24 protein-coding genes are annotated in these 23629 nt (G+C 43.1%); 11 read left to right on the top strand and 13 right to left on the bottom strand.

Annotated elements, in window-relative coordinates:
- Positions 1–12 precede the first annotated feature (12 nt).
- The 4 genes from DFP80_RS00870 (at position 13) to DFP80_RS00855 (ending at position 3426) form a co-directional block, all read left to right on the top strand.
- The gene (locus DFP80_RS00870) at positions 13–774 is read left to right on the top strand and encodes an electron transport complex subunit E (RefSeq protein WP_241560188.1); all 762 of its coding nucleotides are present in this window, start codon (positions 13–15) and stop codon (positions 772–774) included.
- A 38-nt stretch (positions 775–812) separates the two neighbouring features.
- Entirely contained in the window at positions 813–1448 is a 636-nt protein-coding gene (gene nth / locus DFP80_RS00865; protein WP_113914922.1) for an endonuclease III, read from the top strand.
- A gap of 123 nt (positions 1449–1571) precedes the next feature.
- Positions 1572–2897: an omega-aminotransferase AptA gene (aptA, locus tag DFP80_RS00860; protein ID WP_113914921.1), complete on the top strand. Its 1326-nt coding sequence runs from the start codon at positions 1572–1574 to the stop codon at positions 2895–2897.
- Positions 2898–3099: 202 nt separating this feature from the next.
- Entirely contained in the window at positions 3100–3426 is a 327-nt protein-coding gene (locus DFP80_RS00855) for a hypothetical protein (RefSeq protein ID WP_113914920.1), read from the top strand.
- A gap of 46 nt (positions 3427–3472) precedes the next feature.
- Here the strand turns inward: DFP80_RS00855 and DFP80_RS00850 are convergent, their stop codons facing one another.
- The 5 genes from DFP80_RS00850 to DFP80_RS00830 form a co-directional block, all read right to left on the bottom strand.
- The gene (locus tag DFP80_RS00850) at positions 3473–3742 is read right to left on the bottom strand and encodes an RNA recognition motif domain-containing protein (RefSeq protein WP_113914919.1); all 270 of its coding nucleotides are present in this window, start codon (positions 3740–3742) and stop codon (positions 3473–3475) included.
- Between the two features lie 77 nt (positions 3743–3819).
- Positions 3820–4761 (bottom strand): nucleoside hydrolase, encoded by a 942-nt coding sequence (locus tag DFP80_RS00845; RefSeq protein WP_113914918.1) that lies wholly within the window; start codon positions 4759–4761, stop codon positions 3820–3822.
- 74 nt (positions 4762–4835) lie between these two features.
- Positions 4836–5753 carry a ribokinase gene (locus DFP80_RS00840; RefSeq protein ID WP_113914917.1) on the bottom strand — a complete coding sequence of 306 codons (918 nt, stop codon included), beginning with the start codon at positions 5751–5753 and terminating at the stop codon, positions 4836–4838.
- A gap of 181 nt (positions 5754–5934) precedes the next feature.
- Positions 5935–7167: an argininosuccinate synthase gene (locus DFP80_RS00835; protein ID WP_113914916.1), complete on the bottom strand. Its 1233-nt coding sequence runs from the start codon at positions 7165–7167 to the stop codon at positions 5935–5937.
- Positions 7168–7368: 201 nt separating this feature from the next.
- Entirely contained in the window at positions 7369–8256 is an 888-nt protein-coding gene (locus DFP80_RS00830) for a flagellar protein MotY (protein ID WP_113914915.1), read from the bottom strand.
- A gap of 95 nt (positions 8257–8351) precedes the next feature.
- Between DFP80_RS00830 and rnt the strand changes: the two genes are divergently transcribed.
- The 7 genes from rnt to DFP80_RS00795 all read left to right on the top strand — a co-directional run bounded on the left by rnt (position 8352) and on the right by DFP80_RS00795 (position 18020).
- On the top strand, positions 8352–9020 hold the full coding sequence (gene rnt / locus DFP80_RS00825; protein ID WP_113914914.1) for a ribonuclease T: 669 nt from the start codon (positions 8352–8354) through the stop codon (positions 9018–9020).
- 68 nt (positions 9021–9088) lie between these two features.
- Positions 9089–9550: a YbaN family protein gene (locus tag DFP80_RS00820; protein ID WP_241560180.1), complete on the top strand. Its 462-nt coding sequence runs from the start codon at positions 9089–9091 to the stop codon at positions 9548–9550.
- A gap of 44 nt (positions 9551–9594) precedes the next feature.
- Positions 9595–12840, top strand: a complete 3246-nt coding sequence (locus DFP80_RS00815) for a DUF748 domain-containing protein (RefSeq protein WP_113914913.1) — start codon at positions 9595–9597, stop codon at positions 12838–12840.
- 359 nt (positions 12841–13199) lie between these two features.
- Positions 13200–13460 carry an HP1242/YdcH family protein gene (locus tag DFP80_RS00810; RefSeq protein WP_113914912.1) on the top strand — a complete coding sequence of 87 codons (261 nt, stop codon included), beginning with the start codon at positions 13200–13202 and terminating at the stop codon, positions 13458–13460.
- A gap of 251 nt (positions 13461–13711) precedes the next feature.
- Positions 13712–15847, top strand: coding sequence for a TonB-dependent siderophore receptor (locus DFP80_RS00805; RefSeq protein ID WP_258546969.1), 2136 nt, complete (start codon positions 13712–13714; stop codon positions 15845–15847).
- A gap of 529 nt (positions 15848–16376) precedes the next feature.
- Positions 16377–17753, top strand: a complete 1377-nt coding sequence (gene trhP / locus DFP80_RS00800; protein ID WP_113914910.1) for a prephenate-dependent tRNA uridine(34) hydroxylase TrhP — start codon at positions 16377–16379, stop codon at positions 17751–17753.
- A gap of 9 nt (positions 17754–17762) precedes the next feature.
- A complete protein-coding gene (locus DFP80_RS00795; protein WP_113914909.1) occupies positions 17763–18020 on the top strand; it encodes a YfhL family 4Fe-4S dicluster ferredoxin in 258 nt (85 codons plus the stop codon).
- Positions 18021–18044: 24 nt separating this feature from the next.
- Here the strand turns inward: DFP80_RS00795 and trxC are convergent, their stop codons facing one another.
- The 8 genes from trxC to DFP80_RS00745 form a co-directional block, all read right to left on the bottom strand.
- Entirely contained in the window at positions 18045–18491 is a 447-nt protein-coding gene (gene trxC / locus DFP80_RS00790) for a thioredoxin TrxC (protein ID WP_113914908.1), read from the bottom strand.
- A 443-nt stretch (positions 18492–18934) separates the two neighbouring features.
- A complete protein-coding gene (locus tag DFP80_RS00785; protein ID WP_113914907.1) occupies positions 18935–19120 on the bottom strand; it encodes a hypothetical protein in 186 nt (61 codons plus the stop codon).
- Positions 19121–19261: 141 nt separating this feature from the next.
- Positions 19262–19603 carry an AzlD domain-containing protein gene (locus tag DFP80_RS00780; RefSeq protein WP_113914906.1) on the bottom strand — a complete coding sequence of 114 codons (342 nt, stop codon included), beginning with the start codon at positions 19601–19603 and terminating at the stop codon, positions 19262–19264.
- A gap of 2 nt (positions 19604–19605) precedes the next feature.
- Positions 19606–20328 carry an AzlC family ABC transporter permease gene (locus tag DFP80_RS00775; protein ID WP_113914905.1) on the bottom strand — a complete coding sequence of 241 codons (723 nt, stop codon included), beginning with the start codon at positions 20326–20328 and terminating at the stop codon, positions 19606–19608.
- Positions 20325–20885 carry a helix-turn-helix domain-containing protein gene (locus tag DFP80_RS00770; protein ID WP_113914904.1) on the bottom strand — a complete coding sequence of 187 codons (561 nt, stop codon included), beginning with the start codon at positions 20883–20885 and terminating at the stop codon, positions 20325–20327. The genes DFP80_RS00775 and DFP80_RS00770 overlap by 4 nt, the downstream gene beginning before the upstream one ends.
- Positions 20886–21400: 515 nt before the next feature.
- On the bottom strand, positions 21401–21832 hold the full coding sequence (locus tag DFP80_RS00760; RefSeq protein WP_113915126.1) for an acetyltransferase: 432 nt from the start codon (positions 21830–21832) through the stop codon (positions 21401–21403).
- A 501-nt stretch (positions 21833–22333) separates the two neighbouring features.
- The gene (locus DFP80_RS00750) at positions 22334–22699 is read right to left on the bottom strand and encodes a VOC family protein (protein WP_113914902.1); all 366 of its coding nucleotides are present in this window, start codon (positions 22697–22699) and stop codon (positions 22334–22336) included.
- Between the two features lie 114 nt (positions 22700–22813).
- The gene (locus DFP80_RS00745; RefSeq protein WP_206610552.1) at positions 22814–23560 is read right to left on the bottom strand and encodes a DUF8608 domain-containing protein; all 747 of its coding nucleotides are present in this window, start codon (positions 23558–23560) and stop codon (positions 22814–22816) included.
- Between the last annotated feature and the right edge of the window lie 69 nt (positions 23561–23629).

Raw genomic sequence — 23629 nt, 5'->3', positions numbered from 1 at the left:
AATCCAATGAAAATGAGCGCAGAAACAGCCACAAGTGACGCTACTCAAGACGAGAGTAAGCCTAGCGCGAATTACGCAGAAATCATTTACAACGGCATTTGGAAAAATAACCCAGCACTTGTTCAGTTGCTGGGTCTATGCCCTATGCTCGCGGTAACCAGCACTGTCGTTAACGCCTTAGGCCTTGGGTTAGCAACCATGGTCGTATTAGTCGGTTCTAATATTGCGGTTTCTATTATTCGTAACTATGTTGCGGATGCGGTTCGTCTACCTGCATTTGTAATGATCATCGCTTCGTTCACCACCTGCATCGAATTAATAATGCAGGCGTACACTTACGAACTGTATCAAATTCTGGGAATTTTCATCCCACTAATCGTAACCAACTGTGCGATTCTTGGCCGTGCAGATGCCTTTGCCAGCCGCAACTCAGTACTGCCTTCGGCGCTTGATGGCTTTATGATGGGCTTAGGATTCATGTTTATTCTTGTTGCCTTAGGCGCAATGCGTGAACTAATTGGACAAGGTACACTGTTTTCAGATATGCAGCTATTGTTTGGCGACATGGCTACTCATTGGAAAATTGTCATATTTGAAAACTACCCGAATGTCTTGTTTGCCGTACTACCTCCTGGCGCCTTCATTGGTTTAGGGCTCTTGATTGCCGGTAAAAACTACCTAGACGAACGCGAGAAAAAACGCATTGCGGCTCAAAAAGCCAAAGACGGCCCAAGTGTTTCAAAACGAGTTCGTGTGACTGGGCAAGTAAGTTAACTTTTATTTCAAAAAAAAATGAATAAAGGCATTGCAAAGTGAACAAAGACAAACGCTACGAGATTTTTTCTCGCTTACGAGCTGAAAACCCAAATCCCGTAACCGAGCTGGAATACAGTTCGCCTTTTGAGCTTTTGATTGCAGTTTTGTTTTCAGCACAAGCCACTGATGTAAGCGTCAATAAAGCAACACGCAAGCTTTTTCCTGTCGCCAATACACCAGAAACCATGTTGGCACTTGGCGTTGATGGTCTAAAAAACTACATCAAAACCATCGGCCTGTTTAACGCTAAAGCCGAAAATGCCATCAAGACCTGCCAGATCCTAATCGAGAAACACAGCAGTGTTGTACCAGAAACTCGCGAAGAGCTAGAAGCCCTTCCCGGTGTTGGCCGTAAAACGGCTAACGTCGTTCTGAATACAGCCTTTCGACAAGTCGCTATGGCAGTCGATACGCATATCTTCCGCTTTGGTAATCGCACGAAGGTAGCACCAGGCAAAAATGTTTTAGAAGTGGAAATGAAGCTGTTGAAATTTGTTCCGAAGGAGTTTCTTTTGGATGCTCACCATTGGATGATCCTCCATGGTCGTTACATTTGTGTCGCTCGCAAGCCTAAATGTGATGCCTGCATCATTGAAGATTTATGTGAATACAAAGACAAGACTTCAACCTAGTTTAGTTAAGCTTCTTTAGTTAACTAAAAAGTAATCTAAATTTAAATAACATCAAATTTATTAAACCTTCCTAGCTCGGCATTCTTACTCTATTAGATTTCACTTTTATAGAGGGAGAATGCCATGAGTCACCGTTTAACCCAAGCTCAGCTTGATGCACATTGGATGGCCTACACAGGCAATCGTCAATTTAAAAAAGATCCTCGTATTATCACCTCTGCTAAGGGTAACTATTACACCGACAGTGACGGCAGAAAGGTTTTTGACGGTCTATCTGGCTTATGGACCTGTGGCTTAGGTCATAGTGTTCCAGCGATTAATGAAGCGGTAGCGCAACAAGTCAAAACTCTCGATTACTCCCCTGCTTTTCAATTCGGTCACGAAAAATCTTTCTTGTTAGCTGAGCAAATTACCGAATTTATGCCGGCGGGATTAAATCGTATTTTCTTCACTGGTTCAGGTTCCGAATCTGTCGACACAGCACTGAAAGTAGCGCGCGCCTACTGGCGTAAAAAGGGCATGGGAACAAAGACCAAATTTATTGGTCGTGCCAAAGGCTACCATGGCGCCAGTGTTTCGGGCTTCAGCGTAGGCGGCATTCCTGCAAATCGAACACTTTACGGTCAGGGGTTAGAGTCTTATCACTTGCCTCACACCCAAGTGCCGGGCACCGAGTTCTCCAAAGGCATGGCTGAACAAGGTAAAGAGCGCGCTGATGATTTACTTAACCTCATCATGATGCACGATGCATCTAACATTGCGGCAGTCATTGTTGAACCTATGTCTGGTTCCGCAGGCGTCATTGTGCCACCAAAAGGTTATTTACAACGTTTGCGCGAGATCTGTGATCAGCACAATATTTTATTAATTTTTGATGAAGTTATTACCGCTTTTGGACGCATGGGAGCAAAAACCGGCGCAGAAGCCTTTGGGGTCACGCCTGATGTGATTACCATGGCGAAACAAGTAACTAATGGCGTTATACCAATGGGCGCTGTCGCCTTTAAACAGGAGATCTACGACACCTTCATGGATAACGGCGGCCCTGACTACATGCTGGAAATCCCTCATGGTTACACCTATTCTGCTCACCCTATAGCCTGTGCAGCAGGGTTAGCGTCCCTTGAAGAAATTAAGAAGCAAGGCTTGATTGAACGAGTTAGTAACATGAGCTCTGCATGGGAAAACAGCGTCCACCAGCTGAAAGACGCCAGTCCTATGGTCACGGATATTCGTAACTATGGATTTGCGGCAGGTATTACTATTGCGCCGCTTGATGGCGAGCCAGCGAAGCGTCCATTCCAAATCGCGATGGCCATGTGGGACAAAGGTTATTATGTACGTTATGGCGCTGATACTATTCAATTAGCACCGCCATTTACAACAGAACAATCCGAAATCGACAGTCTAATCAACGCATTAGGCGAGACAATTAGGCAGCAAAACTAAAAGACTCTCGCCTACCTTATAACCCTCCCGACAATCAAGATGTTGCGATTTTTTTCCGGCAACATCTTGATTCATATCAATTTTATTCAGCTATCACTTGGCTGTTATCTTACACTATAATGGCTACCCTACTTGCTCTATAATGGCTGTTTTATAAGCGCCATCTGCGACCTTGGATCTTCACTAGTAAAGGATAATACCAATGTCTATTACACATTCACCTTATGTCCGCTGCTTTTGGACTGGTTCCCTATATTTAACCAATGGCACAGTGATGCCTATTCATTGCACACACATCTCCACAAAAATGCTCGAGGTGGAAGCACCAGACGGTCTGCACGGATCAAAACTGGTAAAGATAGAACTAAAGGCAATTCATGAGGGAAAAACAGCCACACTTAAAGCATTATGCGACCCACAATTGGATGTATTTAACGAACATAACAAACATTACTTTAAACTCGTTTATCATACGATATCAGACAAAGACCTTGCCTTTATTAAAGAGTTCGCCGATGCTCATTCCTAGCTTAAAATAAAACTAAGCTAGGAAAAAGAACCACTCTAAACTTTATTTAGTTAGAATCACCTTCCGCTTTATTAGCCGTCTCTTCTGCTTTCTTCACACGGATTTTAGAGCCATCCACGTCCATACCGTTTAGAGTCTTTATCGCGGCTTTAGCTTCACCAACTTTTGGCATTTCAACAAACGCAAAGCCTTTAGACTCACCTGTCTCTTTATCCATTACAACGGTACAAGACTGCAAAGTACCATGAACAGCAAACAAGCTTCTCAATTCATCTTCAGTAGTGTTGCGAGCAAGGTTTCTTACTAATAATTTCATATATTTCTCTTTATAAATAAAAAAGGCATGGAAGTAATATTCCATGCCTTCAAGTTTGATTACGCCATTCTAACGGTTTAAGACAATGTTGTCTCAAACAAGGCCAACAATTTTTCACTGTCCACTTCCATACAAACCTGCGTCATTGGAACATCATTCCAATGCGGTTCGGGGAAACTCATTCCTTGCGGCGCAAAAATCGTTTGCCCAATACCAATGCCTTCACAAGCAACACGCACAGCACCAAGCTCTACGCCAAAAATACTTGGGTCCATTACATAAGCAATCGTCGATGCATCATGGAAGTAGCAACCATTCATATCAAAGCGACTGCTGTAAAAATTAATGTAGTGCTGAGCACAATCGTATAAGAAGCCACCTTCCGTCGGATTAGCTTCTCTAATACGTTCTAGAATCGGGTTATCCAGCAAGACTTGATGCGTCACATCCAAGCCAATCATGGTGACTTGCCAAGGTGCAGTAAAAACAAGATCTGCCGCATGTGGGTCGTTCATGATATTTGCCTCAGCAACGGGTGATACGTTACCGTATTCAATTGCAGTGCCGCCCATCAACACAACTTCGTCGACCAAGTTAGCTACTTCAGGGTCCAGTTCAAGGGCTTTTGCCAAGTTACCCAATGGCCCAAGAGCAATAATAGTTACCTCACCCGGAAACTCACGTACGGTATCAACGATAAACTGCGCGGCACTTTTTTCAATCGCCTTACCTTTGGGTGTTGGCCAATTAATATTACCGAAGCCATCAGTGCCATGAACAAAATCTGGGTGTGGGCGTGGCGCAATCTTGCTTGGTACTGCAACCCCTTTTGCAACAGGCACATTTACCTTAGCAATCTCTGTCAATGTAATCGCATTTTGCGTCGCTAAATCCACTGGCACATTGCCAAAGGTTGTCGTTAGACCTAACACATCAAGCTGTGGCGCTTGAAAGGCGAAGAAGATCGCCATTGCATCGTCTATACCGGGATCCGTATCAATAATAATCTTGCGAGCCATGTTTCAGTTCCTCTTTTAGCAATTCGTTGTTGGCTATATAATTTTGGCTGAGCATTCTTAGCTAATTTTTTGAACTAACTGTTCTTAGCAAGAAAGGCAGTCACTTCGTCTTGTGTTGGGATAGCAACGGCAGCGCCTAAGCGAGTAACGCAAATAGCCGATGCGGCACAGGCACGAGTAATCGCCTGTGTCATATCTTCACCATTCATTAGAGAAAACAGGCAAAAGCCAATAAACGTATCGCCAGCGGCTGTGGTATCTACTGCTTCAACAGAAAATGCTTTTACTGACAACATTTCTTCAGTGTTCTCTTGATCGCTCTCTTTTCCAGTAAAGTAGCAAACGCCCGCTTTGCCAAGCGTCATCAATACAGCCATGTCAGGATAAGCTGTAGGAAAAGCGGCGATAGTACTGTCTATATCCGTTGTGCCAATTAAATCCATGGCTTCTACTTCATTGACAATTAATAGGTCAACAAAAGCAAGCACCTGCTTCGTCAATTCAGCATCCATGGGCGCTGGGTTGAATGCGACTTTAAGCTGGTTCTCTTGCGCTTTGCGCATGATGTATTCGATAAGATTAGTTTCATTTTGCAACAATACCCAATCGCCAGCGTTCGCTTGCGACAACACTTGATCAACCTGCTCTTCCGTCAGCGCATGATTTGCACCTTGGTATAAAATGATCGAATTTTCTGCTTCTTTCGTTAACTGAATAATCGCATGGCCCGTCGGCACATCAATGCGATTTATCAGTCCAGTATCCACGCCAAAGGACTCTAGCTGATCAATCACGGTTTGATCACTGTGATGGATTGCGCCGACATGTTTTACATCAGCGCCGGCCTTAGCAAGAGCAACAGATTGGTTTGCCCCTTTCCCTCCCAGCAAACACTGGTAACTACTAGACGCTATAGTCTCGCCTGGTCGAACAAAATGATCTAGCTGATAAAGGTGGTCGAGGTTAATCGAGCCAAAGTTATAAATTGTCATAGTTCTCTTCCTTCAAGATCAGCGTGCCGATCGTATCGGCACATTTTATTCTACTGTGTGTTCAGCATACTATATCAATTCAGCAGCAAACACTGACCAAGTGTACAAAAATAAAAAACGCTCCAATTCTGCAAGAATGGAGCGTTTTTTGAAAGCTTATTTTTTCTAAATCAACAAGCGGTTACTTGTCGCTATCTAGAAAACCACGGCCTTTCTGAGCAGCAATACGCATACGTAGAGCATTTAGCTTAATGAAGCCTGCTGCATCTTTCTGATCGTAAGCACCAGCATCGTCTTCAAATGTTGCAATAGAGCTGTCGAACAAACTGTTGTCAGACTGACGGCCAACAACGGTCACGTTGCCTTTGTACAATTTAAGACGAACCGTACCATTAACGTATTTCTGAGACGTGTCGATCATCGCTTGCATCATGCGACGCTCTTCAGACCACCAGAAACCATTGTAAATAATTTTTGCATAACGAGGCATCATCTCATCTTTCAGGTGCATCGCTTCACGATCCAGCGTAATAGACTCAATCGCGCGATGTGCTTTCATCATGATGGTGCCGCCAGGTGTTTCATAACAACCACGCGCTTTCATACCAACAAAACGGTTCTCTACAATATCAACACGACCAACACCATTCGCGCCACCAATCTTGTTCAATGTTTCCAAGATAGTAGCAGGAGACATAGCTTCACCATTGATAGAAACTGGGTCGCCTTTTTCGTAACCAATTTCAATGTAAGTCGCTTCATTTGGCGCATCTTCAGGAGACACAGACCAACGCCACATATCGTCTTCTGGCTCTGTCCATGGATCTTCCAGCTGATCCCCTTCAAAAGAGATATGCAGTAAGTTAGCATCCATAGAATAAGGGGATTTTTTCTTCTTGGTTGAAAAGTCCACTGGGATTTTGTGTTCTTCACAGTATGCCATTAGGGTTTCACGCGACGTTAGGTCCCATTCACGCCAAGGAGCAATCACTTTAACGCCCGGTTTCAACGCATAAGCACCAAGTTCAAAACGTACTTGGTCATTACCTTTACCTGTTGCGCCGTGAGAAATGGCATCTGCGCCGGTTTCATTGGCAATTTCGATCAAGCGTTTAGCGATCAAAGGACGCGCAATAGACGTACCCAATAGGTACTCACCTTCGTAGATAGTATTGGCACGGAACATTGGGAAAACGAAGTCGCGGACAAATTCTTCACGCAAATCTTCAATGTAGATTTCCTTAATACCCAACGCTTGAGCTTTTGCACGAGCTGGTTCAACTTCCTCACCCTGACCCAAATCAGCGGTAAAGGTAACCACTTCACAGTTATACTCTTCTTGAAGCCACTTCACGATTACGGAAGTATCCAGGCCGCCAGAATAGGCAAGCACTACCTTCTTCACGTCAGACATTATTTCTATTCTCCTTAACAAGCTCGCGCTCCCACACCAGTGCTTTTAAACCAGTACATGGCGGCGCAAATAATTTAAAAAAGTGAGCGTAAGTGTAAGATCTCGATTCTTGCTTAGCAAGTAAAAAGCCCTGCTCTACTGAGATAATTCAGTAAAACAGAGCTCTTTTTATAAATTATCGAGAATCAAAAACTTTATAAATCAACTTGCGTCATTTTTTTCCAAGCGAATGGTGACTCGTCGGTTACGCTCTCGACCTTGGGCCGTATTATTCGTGGTAGAAGGATAACGTTCACCATGGTAACGAGAAATAATTTTTCCTGCTGGCACGCCCTTTTCAAGTAAATACGACGTAACTTTTTCTGCTCGTATTTTTGATAGCTCACGATTATCTCGGCGAGAGCCAATGATATCCGTATGACCATCAATATAAATATATTCAACGCTTGGATCGGACGATACATACAAAGCCACAAGGTCTAAACGAGCTTTGATTCGATCCGTAAGGTTTACGCCATTAGTCGGAAACAAGGCGGCAGTTCTCGCAATTTGATCGTAGTTAACTGGCAACAAGCTAGATAAACAACGCCTAAATTCATTGTAAGCCGGAGCAAAGTTAATATTCGACAGGCCGACTTCGATCGTTTCACGTTTATTTTCCCAAGCGGTTCCAGCAACAACAGGATGACGACCACGATCCAAACTTGTCAACATCCGCTCTGCCACTTTGCCACCCACTTCAACCGTTAAACCGTAACCAGGATAAGGCAGAATATCTAAGGTTTCTGGCTTTAAGCCTGGCGACCAGTCTGGTGCTTGCGAAATAATATACACCTGACCAGGACCAAGCTTTTCATTCTGCGGCTGCAAAATAAACTTCATCGGCTCGCCGGCTTCTTTTATAAAGTGACCTTCACCGTAATTTGGTACGGGATGCGTTAAACTGCACGAAAAAATATCGCCCGAAAGTAGCCACTCAGAGTCTGAAATACCAGATTGGTAATGAGTTATGGCGTTGGCTTGCAAAAATGGCATGCCAGCAGCTAATAAAAATGTTGTGCGAATTAGAAGTTGTTGGGGAATTCCCATTTAGACATCTCGTTCAAGCATTATCAAATGTGTTATGATCCGATCCTATTGTATACCGTTACTGTTGATCAAGCGGCAGAATTAAGGACCTTCTTTTGTCAAACCATGAAATCAAAGATAGATTCCGCGGCTTCCTACCTGTTGTTATCGACGTAGAAACCGCAGGCTTTAATCAAAAAACCGATGCTTTATTAGAAATGGCGGCCAGTATCCTGCGAATGGATGAAAATGGCGACTTATATATCCATGAAACGTTGGAGTTTTTGATTAAGCCATTTGAAGGCGCAAACCTTGAAAAAGCGGCGCTGGACTTTACCGGCATAGACCCTTTTGCTCCTGGAAGACAAGACATACCAGAAACAGAAGCGCTAACTCAAATGTTTACGAAAGTTCGTAAAGAACTGAAATCAGTAGGTTGCAAACGTGCCATATTAGTAGGCCACAATGCAGCATTTGACCACGGTTTCTTAAATGCGGCTATCGAACGCGCAGACATTAAACGTAATCCATTCCACCCTTTCTCTAGCTTTGATACCGCAAGTCTAGCAGGTTTGGTGTTTGGACAAACTGTATTGGCGAAAGCATGCGAAGCGGCGTCTATTCCATTTAGCAACTCCGAAGCACATTCCGCTAAATACGATACCGAAAAAACCGCAGAACTATTTTGTGAGATGGTTAATCGTTTGAAACGACTTGGCGGCTGGCCGCTAGTTGAAAACGAAGCGGAAGATAGCATGGCCGCTATTTTTAACTCTGGAAAATAAACTAACTGGAAAGCGCGTTTTACTTTTTAAACGCGTATTTTATTTACCATTTTAAAGAGAGCATTCATATGCAAGGAAAGCGAATCTTATATTTGATGCTAGGCTGGTTTTCTCTGGTCACAGGCATCATTGGGATTTTCCTTCCCTTGCTTCCCACAACACCATTGGTACTGCTCGCTGCTTGGTGTTTTTCTCGCTCCTCGGTTCGATTCCACACTTGGCTGATTGAGCATAAATTCTTTGGTCCGATTGTACGTGATTGGCAATCGTCAGATGGCATTCCTCGTAAAGCAAGAAACCGCGCCATTATTTTCATGTGGATTGGCATGACGGTTTCGATTTTTATTGTGTCTCGCTTTTGGGCAACGATAGGCTTAATCACTATCGGTTTCTGCGTCAGCGTCTATTTGTTACGCATGCCAATTCGTTCTGAACCCCCATCATCGGCAGACATTACCAACACAAACGGGAATGAGACAGCCGTACCGGATACATTAAAAAATTCAGAAGATAAAGACGGAACCAGCTAACCCATATTCATTTTTTCATTATCTAAACAGCAGAAAGGCACTTTATGATGACACGCCGCCACTTTCGACTCTTTGTCTTTTATCCGTTTGCCGCTCTGACTGGCCTTACTACGGCAACCTGGCTCGCTACGCCATTTGTCGCTGAACATTACCTCACGACCTACTTTCAAGAACAAGGTGAAGACATTAGCGTTGGCAAGCTGTCTATTGACTTTTTTCCGCCAAAAGCCGATTTAAAAAATATTGTCATCAATGACAAGAGCCAAGATACCTTGACACTTAAGCGCGCTATTTTAGAAGTCGAAATATGGCCATTATTCACTAAAACCCTTCATATTTCAGAAGCTAAGATTGAAGGGTTAAACTTAGTCGTCACGCAACACAAGAAAGACTGGATTATCGCAGGCATTAATACCTCTCAATTCATCACATCTGAAGATCAACAAGAGCCAAAATCTGAACCGGAAGAAAATCCAAGCGCACCTTGGAACATCAAATTGCCTTCTTTTTCGTTCACTGACAGCCAAGTTAATTTATCTCGCCAGCCAGACTTAACGGTTCCAGCCGAAACCGATAAACTCATCTTAACGAATTTATCTATTAAAGATCTGTCGGGACAAGAACTCGCCTGGCAAGGTGAGATTGCTTTATCCGCTCTAATCAATGCCACAACACTGTCTTTAAACAGTCAATTTGACTACTCGCCAGAACAAGCCAGTGCGAACGTAGACATTAAAAATACGCGTATACTAATAGACAGCTTTCAGCATTTTCTGCCTGCTCCTTATAATGAAGGCAAAGGCCAATTGGATATCGCAGGGAGTTTTCAATTTTTACAACAACAGGACAACAACACACCTGTTTTTGACATAAAAAACCTAAACCTAAACACGCAAATTGATGACCTCGATTTACCCATAGGCGAGCAAGACAAGGTTTCTACCAAATCTACATCACTGACGCTTTCAAAAACCGACCTGCATTTCGTATCCGCCGATGTGTTGGCAGCAACAGGAACCCTTGACCTAGATTCTACGCAGTCACTCTTTGCGCAAGCAGACATGGCAGCACAGTTTGATCAACTCACTTTAAACACACCATTCAATGTGAAACGCGACAAACAAGGACTAGCAGCAAATGGAAAACTCGATTTGCAGCTAGAACAGCCACTCTTCACTCAAACAGAACAAAAAGCACAGCTCAATAAACTTGTGCTGAATATGCCATTTGATCTAACGCAGAATGAGCTTGGGTTAACAGCAACTGGAGACCTCGATTTGCAGTTGGGAAAACCCCTCTTTGCCCAAGCCGAACAAAACTTGCAATTTGACGACCTAACGCTGAACGCACCATTCGACATCAAGCAAAATAATCAGTCAGGCCTAAGTGCAAATGTCACCTCTACAGAATTGAACCTGAATGCGCTTGCTATTTCATCTGAAAGTCTGGCGATGCAAAATCAGCAGCTACAGATTGCATTAAGCGATGTCGCTTTTACTATAGATAATAACAAAGCACTTAGTACCTCATTAGTGGCTAATATCCAAAGCCATAATTTATCCGTACAGCAAGCAGGCAATACAGCAAACTACAACGAATTCCATTTATCTAACGCGCTTTCCCTGCAAAAAAATGGCGATACGCTTACGGCTAAAAATAACCAACTGTCTATCGATATCAAAGGCTTAAAAGGGACACAAAGCGACGAGAAAAATTTCTCATTAGGCGCCGCTAAACTCACGGCCGATCAATTAGACGTTAATCAAACTAACCAACAACCTCCTCTCGTAAAAGGCACCAATTTTAATTTCACCAGTAAATCACTCGACAGTATGTTAGCGAATAAAAAGCGGATTGCCTCTTGGAACCACGCCAACATTAGTGGCCTGTCATTTACTCAGCAAGATAAAGATTTTGATGCCTCCCTAAATCAATTCAGCGTATCAGATCTAATCATTTCCGAACTGCTTGCAGACTCAACTAGCAAACAGGCACTTCCACCGCTGACGCAAATTGGCAGCATTACAGTGGAACAATTAAACGCGACTCAAGACGGCGCAAAAATTAAGCAGATCACAACAGATTCAGCCAAAGTCAGCCTGATTTTAGATGCCCAGAAACGTATAGAAAATCTCGTTTTTGTCGAGGTAGACCAGCAAAAAGAACCGGACACAACACTTAAAAACCCAAACGTCCCAAGAGAAAAAGACGCTAACCACGCCATGAACAATACTCAGGACGCAGAACAAAACCCAGCATTTAAAGCGCCTTATTACGTTATTTTAGATGCCTACGATACGACAGGAAAATCCAGTATCTATGTACAAGACAAGAGCACAGCACCAACCTTACAACGCACTTTGGATATAGACACTCTGTCATTGCGCAACCTAAATACGCAGAAAAAAGACCAAGCAACAGTACTCGCACTAAAAGCACGTAATGGCAAATACGCTACGTTAATCAGTGATATTACGATTTGGCCTTTGGCAGACAAACTCACTTTAAAAAGTGATTTGACGATTCGTGAAGCAGAATTGCCGCCTTATTCTTCATATATTGCCAATGTTTTAGGCTATCAAATAGACTCTGGTCAACTGGATTTGGACTTAAAACTCAACGCAGACAGCGGAGTATTAAGTGGCAACTCTCATATTGTGCTAAGGGAGTTTGACCTTGGTGGGCGTAAAGAAAGCAACTCTGTTATCAAAGCTGGCGCCGTTCCACTTAATATCGCAGTTGGCATTCTAAAAGACAGTGATAACAATATTGATCTGGATATCCCACTTTCTGGAGATATAGAGAATCCTTCATTTGGCTGGCAAGACTTCTTACTTCTACCGGTAAGAAAAGCATTATACAGTGCATCGAGCACCTACTTAATGCAGACGTTTGTTCCTTATGCCAATGTCATTAGCATCGCGCAATTTGCCGGCGACCAATTACTCAAGATTCGCGTTGAGCCTTTGATTTTCAACGCGGAAGACGACGAATTAAACGACTCTCAAGATGCCTTTTTGAAACAACTTGTGGCCCTAATGAAAGACAAAGATGACAGCCAGCTGAAAGCCTGCGGTGTTGCAAGCTATCTCGATCTTGGGTTTGAGAAGCCGCCAGTATCGATAGATAACGATACAAAGGAAGCCGCAAACAACCTAGCACAAAAGCGTGCCGATCACTTAAAAGACTATTTAGTGAAAGAAGGCATCTCGTCATCACGAATTTTCCTTTGCTCTCCTGAAGTGGATTTATCAAAAAGCAGTAAACCAAGAGTAGAGCTAAACTTCTAAGCGGCGTATTCTTAGAAACTCCCCCACTGAACTGAGCAAGCCAACATACAAACAGACAAGCAAACCGCGATAGAGGCTTCTATCGCGGTTTATGTCAAAGAGATGCAAAGAAACCCACCAAACAGTGCAACGTCTTCTAAACTTAAAAGCGCTCCATTGAAAAGCAAAAGAAACAATCCATAACTATATTACTGCGGATTAAATTCGCATTAGGGACGTTTGATAACGCGCAAACATGCCTGAGTAGTAAAGCAATTGGTTGATGTTTTAAAGACTTACTAAAACATGATCAACATCAAGGGAAGGCAAATCTAACTAGGTTAGTCTTAAACAAAAGCTAGCAAGTATAGGAGGCAATTATGCCGATTGAAGACCACAATTTAGTAAACGAATTTCCTGAATATAAAGACGACATCCACCAGTTAAAAATGGACGATGCGCACTTTAAAAAACTCTATGATGAATACAACCATTTAACAAAAGAAGTGGAAAAAATGGAACAGGAAATCACTCCAGCTCCAACACTAGAAGAAGAAAAGTTAAAAAAACAACGCCTGCAACTGAAAGACACCATACAAGGCTACATTAAGGCAACAAGACTTGCTGCTGAAAAAGCCTAGCAGCCTTATATCAAAAAAAAGAGCGGTTTGAATTTTAAAAACCGCTCTACTTCCCTGCTCCTGCTGGTCGTTAATACACTCTCACCTCTTATTCGATTTCATACACCAGATTTAGGTTAAACACTATCCATCGGGTGTTTTGAATCTTTTGTAAATCAATTCTCATTTGTAAATGACTATCATAACGCCTAATATACGCGCCCCGATCATTTCAACCTGGCCTTCCTATGACCTTAAGAACCACCTTAATAATGATGCAAGCATGTGGAGCGCTTGCTTTTTCTACTGTGATTTTTGCCGAAAGTACTGCCAGCAATATCACACAAGACACTTATCTCAATGATGAAGATAACGCCGTTAAGGATGGATCCAACATAGAACTTCAAACACTTCAGGTGCAAGGCCGTGCTCTTTCTTATTACAAGGAAGATGAAGCGGCACTGGCGACTCGCACATCCACACCAATTGATGAAACACCGCAATCGGTTCAAGTAGTAACTGAAGCTTTGATTGAAGACCAAGCGGCAAGACAGATAACGGATCTGTACCGATCCATTTCTGGTATGTCACAAAATAACGTTTCCACTGTGACCTTAAGAGGCTTTAGCCAAGACGAAGTACTTTATGATGGCTTGAAAGGCGATCCTTTTGGTGACTTTTCTATTCCTCAGCTATTTACCATAGAACAAATACAAGTCCTTAAAGGCCCATCTGGAGCTATCTATGGCGCGGGAGAACCTGGCGGCGTTGTAAACTATGTGACTAAAAAACCAACCTACGAGCAGAAAAACACCCTCAAAGTCAGCGCCGGTAATAAAGATTTTTTAAGTGGCAGTATAGAATCCTCTGGCCCAGCCAATGAAGACGCCTCGCAACGCTACCGTGTAGGAATTTATTCCGATGGCCAAAACTCTTACCGTAACAATGTGGAAGAAGAGAACCGCATCATTGACCTTGGTTATGCTTGGGACATGGATGAAAACAACACTCTCACCCTTCAGTACACAGACATTCACCAATATCTTTCCGGTGCCCGCTTACGTGGTATTCCGACCGATGATGATGGCAATTTTTTAGCCGATACCTCTTGGAACAATAACGAAAAAAGTGATTACCAAGAACTGGACGCTCAAGTTTTTCAAGCGCGTTTAGATCACAGTATCAACTCGTGGCTAGACAGTAATGCCTCTATCCGCTATTTCGAAAACACTGAAACGCAAAAATACCATGAATTAAACGCTTTAGTGGATACCAACAGTGATGGAACCTATGACGAAACTAAACGACAGTATCGTGACCAAGTTCGCTCTAGGAAAGGCATCACTTTTGCTGGCAACGTGATCGCTGAACTAGGTGATCACACAGTATTAGTCGGAAGTGATTATTCTCATGAAGTAAACGACTATCTCTATTATCGAGCCACAGGAGAAGCTCAGGGTGTATCCAACCTCAGCTTAACAAACCCAACATACGGCCAAGACAATGTTAGCGATTATGCGATGACTCTCAACGCAGACAACACAACCACATCAAATCAAGTTGGTGTTTATGTGCAAGACCAGTGGAAAATGACCAACCGCTTAAACCTACTGGCTGGCGCTCGTATTGATCGCTTTGAAGAAGAATATAAAGACCATAGAGGCAATACTGAATCCAATTATGACGATACAGGCTACTCTGCCCGCCTAGGCGCCACCTATGAAGTCAATCAACATGTAAAACCATATATGTCGGCTTCTACTGGCTTTACGCCTCAATCTGCTTCTGATCAAGAATCATCTAATGAAGGATATTTCGACCCAGAGGAAAGCCGCCAAATTGAAGCAGGGGTTCGTACATACTGGTTAAAAAACAAACTAAACATTAACGTAGCGGCTTACCACATAATTAAGGAAAATATTCTCCAAACCGATCCAGACGATGACGATTTACTTATTTCTATCGGCAAAGTACGAAGCAAAGGACTTGAGATCGATGTCATGGCCGATATTACGCCTCGTTGGGTGGCTAATGTTAGTTACGCCTACAACGACACAGTCGTCAAAGAAGCAACCAGCGGTATTCAATATGCCAATGGCGATCGTTTTGCTAACACGCCCTATAACCAACTCGGCCTTTGGACCCGCTATGACTTCCCTAATATAGCGTCATCAATTGCATTCGGTGCAGATTACGTTAGTGATCAAATTAATCGTCAGGGCCAAACAGTGAAACCTTACACGATTTACGACATGTCATGGCAGACAAACTGGCAGGATTGGAAGTTCCAACTAAACATCAAAAACTTGCTTGATAAAGAATACGCCGTCAGTGGTTTTACCGAAACAATAGGCTCATTTGTCGGTGAGCGCCGTCGTATTTACGTCACCGCCGCGTACGATTTTTAACTGAGTAAAGAGCAATAACACTTTAACCGCTGTCATTTCCGAGAAGGAAGATCGCTAAAGGTAGTCTGTGAAGATTGGACCGGGTTTTGTAGGCCTGATGAGGGAGGTACGACCGTGATCAGGCGTCTGACAGCTTGCTTCTTCACTCTCAATTCATTGCGCCTTCAATCAATTGATTTGTATAGTTTCTTTATATGGAATCATTAGCTAATCGGCTCTTTTTTCAAAGGCAATGCTGTGAGGATATTGGTATGCATCACGTACATTTTCAACCGTCATGTATACCGTTAACCGTCAGGTCACAGCTTCGTTCCTAGGTTCATCTGACTACAAATCAACGGAAGTCGTTTAGCGATGACCTTCTTCGCGGGGGTAACGCTGGACGACGATCCGTAAAACACCTCAATATAGATAGGTATTTTGACCCAGATCAAACTGATCTTAATTAGACGATTAATCCCGCCCTAAGAGCTTGAGTTCAATTAGCACACAGGTAAACTCCGCGCGTTTTGATCGATCGGTAAGCCTAATGTCTCAAGTAAAAATGTCTCAGCCAAAAACCTTCATGCCAGAACTGCTGTCTCCAGCCGGTTCGTTAAAAAACCTTCGTTATGCCTTTGCCTATGGCGCAGATGCCGTTTATGCAGGACAACCACGCTACTCGTTACGAGTGCGCAATAACGAGTTTGATTTAGAAAAGCTTGGGATTGGCATTAATGAAGCACATGAACTAGGCAAAAAACTCTATGTGGTCAGCAATATTGCCCCACACAACGCCAAGCTAAAAACCTATTTACAAGACTTAGCGCCAGTGATCGATCTAAACCCAGACGCTCTTATTATGTCTGATCCAGGTCTTATCATGATGGTTCGCGAAGCCTTTCCTGATCAAGCCATTCACCTATCCGTCCAAGCCAATGCGGTCAACTGGGCGACGGTTAAATTCTGGCAACAACAAGGTATTTCCCGCGTTATTTTATCGCGCGAATTATCACTCGACGAAATAGAAGAAATCCGTTTAAAAGTTCCTGATATGGAGCTGGAAGTCTTTGTTCACGGCGCTTTGTGTATGGCGTATTCTGGTCGTTGCTTACTGTCTGGCTACATGAACAAACGCGACCCAAACCAAGGAGCTTGCACCAATGCTTGCCGGTGGGAATACAACGCCCACGAAGCGACACAAGACGACGTGGGTCAGATAATCGCCAGCAGTAACGCTACGGTGCAAATTCAAGAACCAACTGACCAACTCTTTTTACTGCAAGAGCACGGCCGTCCAGACGAATACATGCCAGCGTTTGAAGACGAACATGGCACCTACATCATGAATTCAAAAGACTTACGTGCCATTCAACACGTAGAACGTCTGGTCAAAATGGGCGTTCATTCTTTAAAAATCGAAGGCCGTACCAAGTCGTTTTATTATTGCGCCAGAACCGCACAAATATACCGCCAAGCCATTAACGACGCCGTGGCTGGCAAGCATTTCGATAAAGGTCTAATGAGTAGCCTAGAGAACCTCGCCAACCGAGGTTATACCGATGGATTTTTACAACGCCATCGTCATGTAGACCTACAAAACTATGAAACAGGCAACTCCATCAGCGAACAACAACAGTTTGTCGGTGAAGTCATCGCGACCAACAATGATTCACTCACCATCGAAGTGAAAAATCGTTTTAGTGTTGGCGACTCCTTAGAATTGATGACACCCAAAGGTAATGTCACTTTTCAATTAAGCGAGTTAAATGACAAACAAGGTCGCCCTATCGACGTCGCCAAAGGCAGTGGCCATGTGGTTTCTATTCCTTGCCCTCAAGGTATTGATGCAACAAAGGGTATCTTGCTAAGGAACCTGACAGAAGGGCAAACCACCCGCCAACCTCATGCGAACGCAACCGCTTAGGGTCAAAGTATGGCATTACTAATCAACGATCGATGCATAAACTGCGACATGTGCGAGCCTGAATGCCCGAACGACGCCATCACCATGGGCGCGAAGATTTATGTCATCGATCCAGATAAATGCACAGAATGTGTTGGTCATTATGACCAACCCACCTGTGTCGCCGTCTGCCCTATCGACTGTGTTAAACCCGACCCTGACAGATGTGAAACTGAAGACGCGCTATACGAAAAGTTTGTTGAAATGCACTTTGATACCAGCGTTTAACGCCCTACCAATATCAAACACACTTTAAACAGCAGGCAAGTTCTGCGCTAACCATTGCTGGAATTGTGCTTTCGGTAATGCGCCTGACAAGCGAGCGACTTCTTTACCATGATGGAAGATCATCAAAGTAGGAATAGAACGAATATTAAAGCTGCCCGCTGTGGTTTGATTCTGCTCAGTATCTAGCTTCAAAAAACAAGCTTGTGTCGACATCTCACTCGCGACCTGTTCAAAAATAGGTGCAAACTGCTGACACGGCCCACACCAAGTGGCCCAAAAATCGACAACCACAGGTAAGTCATTGTCTGTGATGTAGCGTCTAAAATTATTATCACCGCCCATAATAGATCTGATTGAAAGAACGGGCTTTTTACACTTTCCACAAAGAGGCTTATTACCAAGCCTATCTTTCGGAACGCGATTTTTTGTACTGCAACTTTGACAAACAATTTGAATAGGTGAATTCGTCATCTTAAACCTCGTGATAAAGCACTTTCGTACATTAAAAATGTAATGTATTAATAAATAGATCTAATACCTATCATTAAAACCTGATTTGAATCGATTTGAACGAGAAGCTTAGCTTACATCAAGCACGCCTATTTGAGCGCCAACATTACAAGAAAAACGCTGGTAGGCTTTTAAATGATCTTAATAAAGTAACAGACTGAACAACCGATGCACCTTGAGTGAAGGAAACCAACTCCTATAGGAGAAGATGTTGTAGCTAGCAGCACACAAAGCCAAAGTGGCACACAAAAAAACAGGGTGTAAACGAGCAACTAAAGCAAGAGTCTAATTAGCTGTCTAAAATCGAAAAGGACACACGGGAGGCAAAGAAATTTTAAATACTGGGCAGAACCAGAGGAATGTTATTTTTATTCTCTCGGTCATTGCTTGTTGGCATGTAAAGCTTATTTTTTAACCGGAAAAGTACGATACCACTCCAGATTATCTACTTCCATATCTGATGGTGCTTTAGCAACTTTTTCATTACTTTTAAAAAGACTAACTAGTTTGTCAAACACACCGCTAAGGCCAACAATTTTCACATTACCTAACACATGAGAGAAGAAGGATTTGCTATTTAATGCGTTCATAATAAACACTCCGAATAAAAATGTATGGATAGATAAAATTATCTACTTGTACAATTTTAATCGGAGACAAACACCCTAACAAACGATGCTTTTTCATGCAGGTGCTTAGTTTTCTTCAACTATGGCAGCGCCAAATATTTTTTAGAATACCAAAAAAAATCTTACCAGCCCAAATGCGACTACCCCACATAAAATAGGCATCCCCATGGAACGAGTACGCTTCCAAACACCGAACGTAACCAGTATTCCGATGCCAGTTGCTAGCCAAGATACAATATCAGAATGGGTAGGAACTAAAGATGTACCAAACATCGCAGCAATCATAGTTGGCCCTAAAATGGTTAGCCAAGTCGGCATAGAACCTACGCCATCCTCTGTTTGCCTTTTGGCTAAACTTCGTTTCATCCAAAGATACGGCAATAAACGAATTAAATAGGTACCAACGGCAATGCTGACCAGCGCCAGCCACATAGACATATCCATACTTATCGCCCTCCCATATCGCGCTGATTTTTCAATGCATAAAACAAGGCTGCGCCACACAAAGCCGCTAACGGAATAGCGACATTTGGGTAACCTAACACTTTCAAAATAACAGCACTAACGGCAGACAAAGCGATCGTTAATGTCCACAAGCGATTATTACAACGCGGCACAATTAAAACAAAAAATAGAGCCGGTAACGCAAAAGGTAAAATATCGTTAATTAATGGCCAACGTTGAGTCAATTCCCCACCAGCAATGGCGCCCAGTGCGGTTCCAGCAATCCAGCTCAACCAAGCCAACATCGCCGCGCCTGTGTACCAGCCTAGACGAGCCTGATCCGGAAGTTGGGGCAAACGGGCATGAGCAAGCGCAAAGATCTGATCCGTCAAACCATGCATTAATGGCAGCCACTTCTTATCATGATTTAAGTAAGGGGAGAGATTTGGACCATAGACAATGTGTCGAGCGTTGATTAGCAAGGTCATGATAACTACCAACCATAATGGCGCGCCAGAAGCCGCCATGGCAACAAAGAGAAACTGAGATGCGCCAGCATAAATAAAGGTAGAGATAAGAATGGTCTCTAACACACTAAAACCAGACTGAACGGAAATCAGACCAAAAGAAATCGCCACCGGAATGTAACCGCCTAGCAGTGGAATCGCGTCTTTTATACCTTGTTTCCAAGGTGTTCCTGCAAAGGTTTGGGTTGTCGTATTCATAATGTAACATCCTGTCTAGAATCAGACTGTTTAGCGTAGCCTTGTTTTGAATAGGTAATGACCATCATTAACGTCGCCCATGAATCGGCAGTTTGATAGCAGTGCGGAACATCGGCCGCGAAAGTATGCACTTTGCCAATTTCCAAATCGTGCAGATCATTACTTTCCCCCGCCAGTAACTGACCACTGATCAAGGTGACCGCTTCCGTTGTGCCAGCAATGTGCGGCTCTGACAGCTTAATCGTATTCGGCGCGCAAGACATCCAGTACACATCAACACGCGGATTCCCCTCGCCTTGGTCGATCAGCCTTACCTGCACACCGTTTTCACCCAGTGGCGACTCCACACTGACAACAAGATCCCCAAACGGAGCATCCAGTTGTACCGCCAAACGCCAAATTGTTTCTAATGTCGGATTACCCTCACCCTGCTCAATACGAGACAAATTAGACTTCGCCAGCCCAGCATCCAGCGCAAGCTGAGACAAAGACAGCCCCTTTGCCATACGTAACCTTTGTATATTTCGACCCAACGAACCGAGAATAGGTTTATTCATAATGCATCCAAAATTGTTCTTTATATAGAACGCTCTATATAAAGAACGAAGGGATGTCAATGGAATTGTGGAAAATGGAGTTAGTTAATACAGAGAATCAAGGAATAGCTCTACGTCGATTCGTAGAGCTTTTAGTGCTCTTAAGGCTTACCCTATCTGGGTTTGTGGGGATTTTAGACAGTGGTAGCGTTGTCAGACTACAAGGTTACACTTTATGAGTGTTTAATTTTACTCTGACCCTAATTGTTCTTGCCATCCATTTTGCTTATATTGTTAACGCTGTCGATTGAAGTATATGTCCGGACAGCGATAAATAACGCTAACAATGCAATAAAAAAACCTACAATTGATGTAGTAAAGTTCAGTAGGTCTTTGCCTTCCTTTAAATAATACACCCATATTGCAAGACAGCCTGAAAACAAGACAAGCAAAAAAATGGTTACGTATAAAATATAAGATCTTTTCATTTATTACCTAATACAGTGGTGGTTGTTACGCCTGACCTTATTAATTTTCTATAGCGCCATATGCAACAGCGGGTAAAGCTTACCCTGACCATCGACCGGCGACCGATCTGTCACTTTAAAACCAATATGCCGATAAAAACCTACCGCCTGTTCATTCTGCTCGTTTACATCGACCTTTGATGCTCCCTGCTCTTTGATAGCATGGGCCGCTAACATGGCACCAATGCCTTTTCCGCGTGCATCAGGTGAGATGAACAACATCTCAATATTGCCGTCATGTACCCCACAGAATCCCTGAATTTCACCGTTACCGTTCTTAGCGCACCTTAAATCAACTGCGTCAAAATACTGTTCCAATATTAGCGACTTTAACTCCTGTAAATCATCTTCAGTCAGAAAGTCATGCGTTGCCCTGACCGACGCCTCCCAGACTTCTATAAGCTTAAGGTGATCTGCTTTTTCTACGATCTCTATATCCATCACTAAACCCGATTGAAAATTTAACATCACCATAAACAACGAGCGTTAGCGCGTCCATTAGAGGCCGCGCTTTTTGCAGCCGTTACGAGGTTTGAGCAGCTTGTTATGTTTTAATACCCCCAAACTTATAGCTATTATATAAATAATAATTTATGCGTTTTTACCACAACACTTCTTATACTTTTAACCATTGCCACAAACACAAGGATCATTACGGCCTATTTTTGGAGCCGCTCTGGTTAATGGACTTTGTGGAGGTGGGCAACAACTCGTATTAGTACAACTTGACTCTTTTTGCTCAATAGACGTATTGGATAAATCATTAGCACTTTCACTCATATTAATCCAAAACCCTTTTTAAATTTAAACACTAAGCTTGATTAAACATAACACCCGGCTCAGTCGTAACCAGCCAGAGCTGTTTGTTAGAGCTCTTCACCTATAGTATGCTGCTCCCAGTTAAAGTAGGCTTCATCTTATCCTAATTGTTAACGCTTTAAGCTACTTGTTCTCGGCTATTCGCCACAACACACCACTAGGGTCTATCATGCAAAACTCTAGCATTCCCCAAGGCTGTTCAACCAATTCAGTAACCTTGGAGCCAAGCTCTTCAGTAAGGCTCAGTTTCTGTATGTGTTCATACCAGCTTTGAGCATCTTCCACCAAAAGGTGCATCATAAAATTATTACAATGAACTGGTTCGTAAAAGTCTTGAAGTAAAAACGAGCATGAACCCAACTTAAAGTAAGCGATACCTTCAAATTCAGATGCCATTTCAAAGCCAATTAACTGATAGAAGCGCTTGGAGCATTCAAAGTCCTTTGCAGGAACAAAAGACTTTAGTTCGACTGTCTTTAAATTTTCCATTTTTACTCCAAATGCTTTCGACTGCTTGTAGCTTAACGCCACCAGCACGCGCGGCTTTGCAGTGAAGGCGAAGCCGCAACGAAAAAGACGTCGCTGTGCCTGACTTTGTTATGCCTAGCGCCCTAAACCTTTATTCTTGTTTATACGGGCTACCAAAGCATCAATTGACGCTCTCTTCTCTGGATATAACTCTATAAGTATGTGTTCAAAAATCCTATAACCATCAAGCACATCACTTCTCCGAACCCGAACGCCACCCCCATGTGTACCGTCGTTTCCTAGCCATCGTATTGCATTAGCCGGTTCTAAGATTTTTCTACTTTCTTTCGGAAGCAAATTAATGCGCTTTGCAAGGGATAAAAATTTTCCACTTTCATCGATTGACGCCACCTCCATTTCACCAAGGAGGACTTCCAATGCAGAGCGCAAAGCGCTAAGGCTCAGGCTTGGTAAAGAAAAGAACGTTGAGAACGAGGCATCGAGGGCCCTTTCAATACATTCTGGTGTATCTTTTGGCGGAATAAATATTTTGAGCGATGGTTCAAAATATTTTATCTGAAAGTTATCAAACCAATCCCAACCTCCAGTGCCATCATTTAGATATTCTTGAGATACATCACCAGTTCCAACACAAACTACTCGGCAGCCACATGAGGAATTTGAGCATTTCAGATGCATCGTAAAAACATATTCAATCCAATCAGGGTCAAAAGCCGGATGATTGGTGTCTATTGGTTCTTTATATTGTTTTTTGAATTCATCTTTTTCGCACGATAGCGATTGAACTCCGCATTTAGGACATGGCCATACTGGAATGTTGTCGCCGTGAAAATATGATTTGAACAAATTATCGTCGAGCACTAAGGCTTTCTCCATATATGGCATAACATTTTGTTAATGCGCATACGCGTTTATACAGATTTGAAATCT

The organism is Marinomonas rhizomae, from assembly GCF_003315485.1.
Taxonomy (GTDB): domain Bacteria; phylum Pseudomonadota; class Gammaproteobacteria; order Pseudomonadales; family Marinomonadaceae; genus Marinomonas; species Marinomonas rhizomae.
This window is presented reverse-complemented; position numbering and strand designations above follow the sequence as displayed.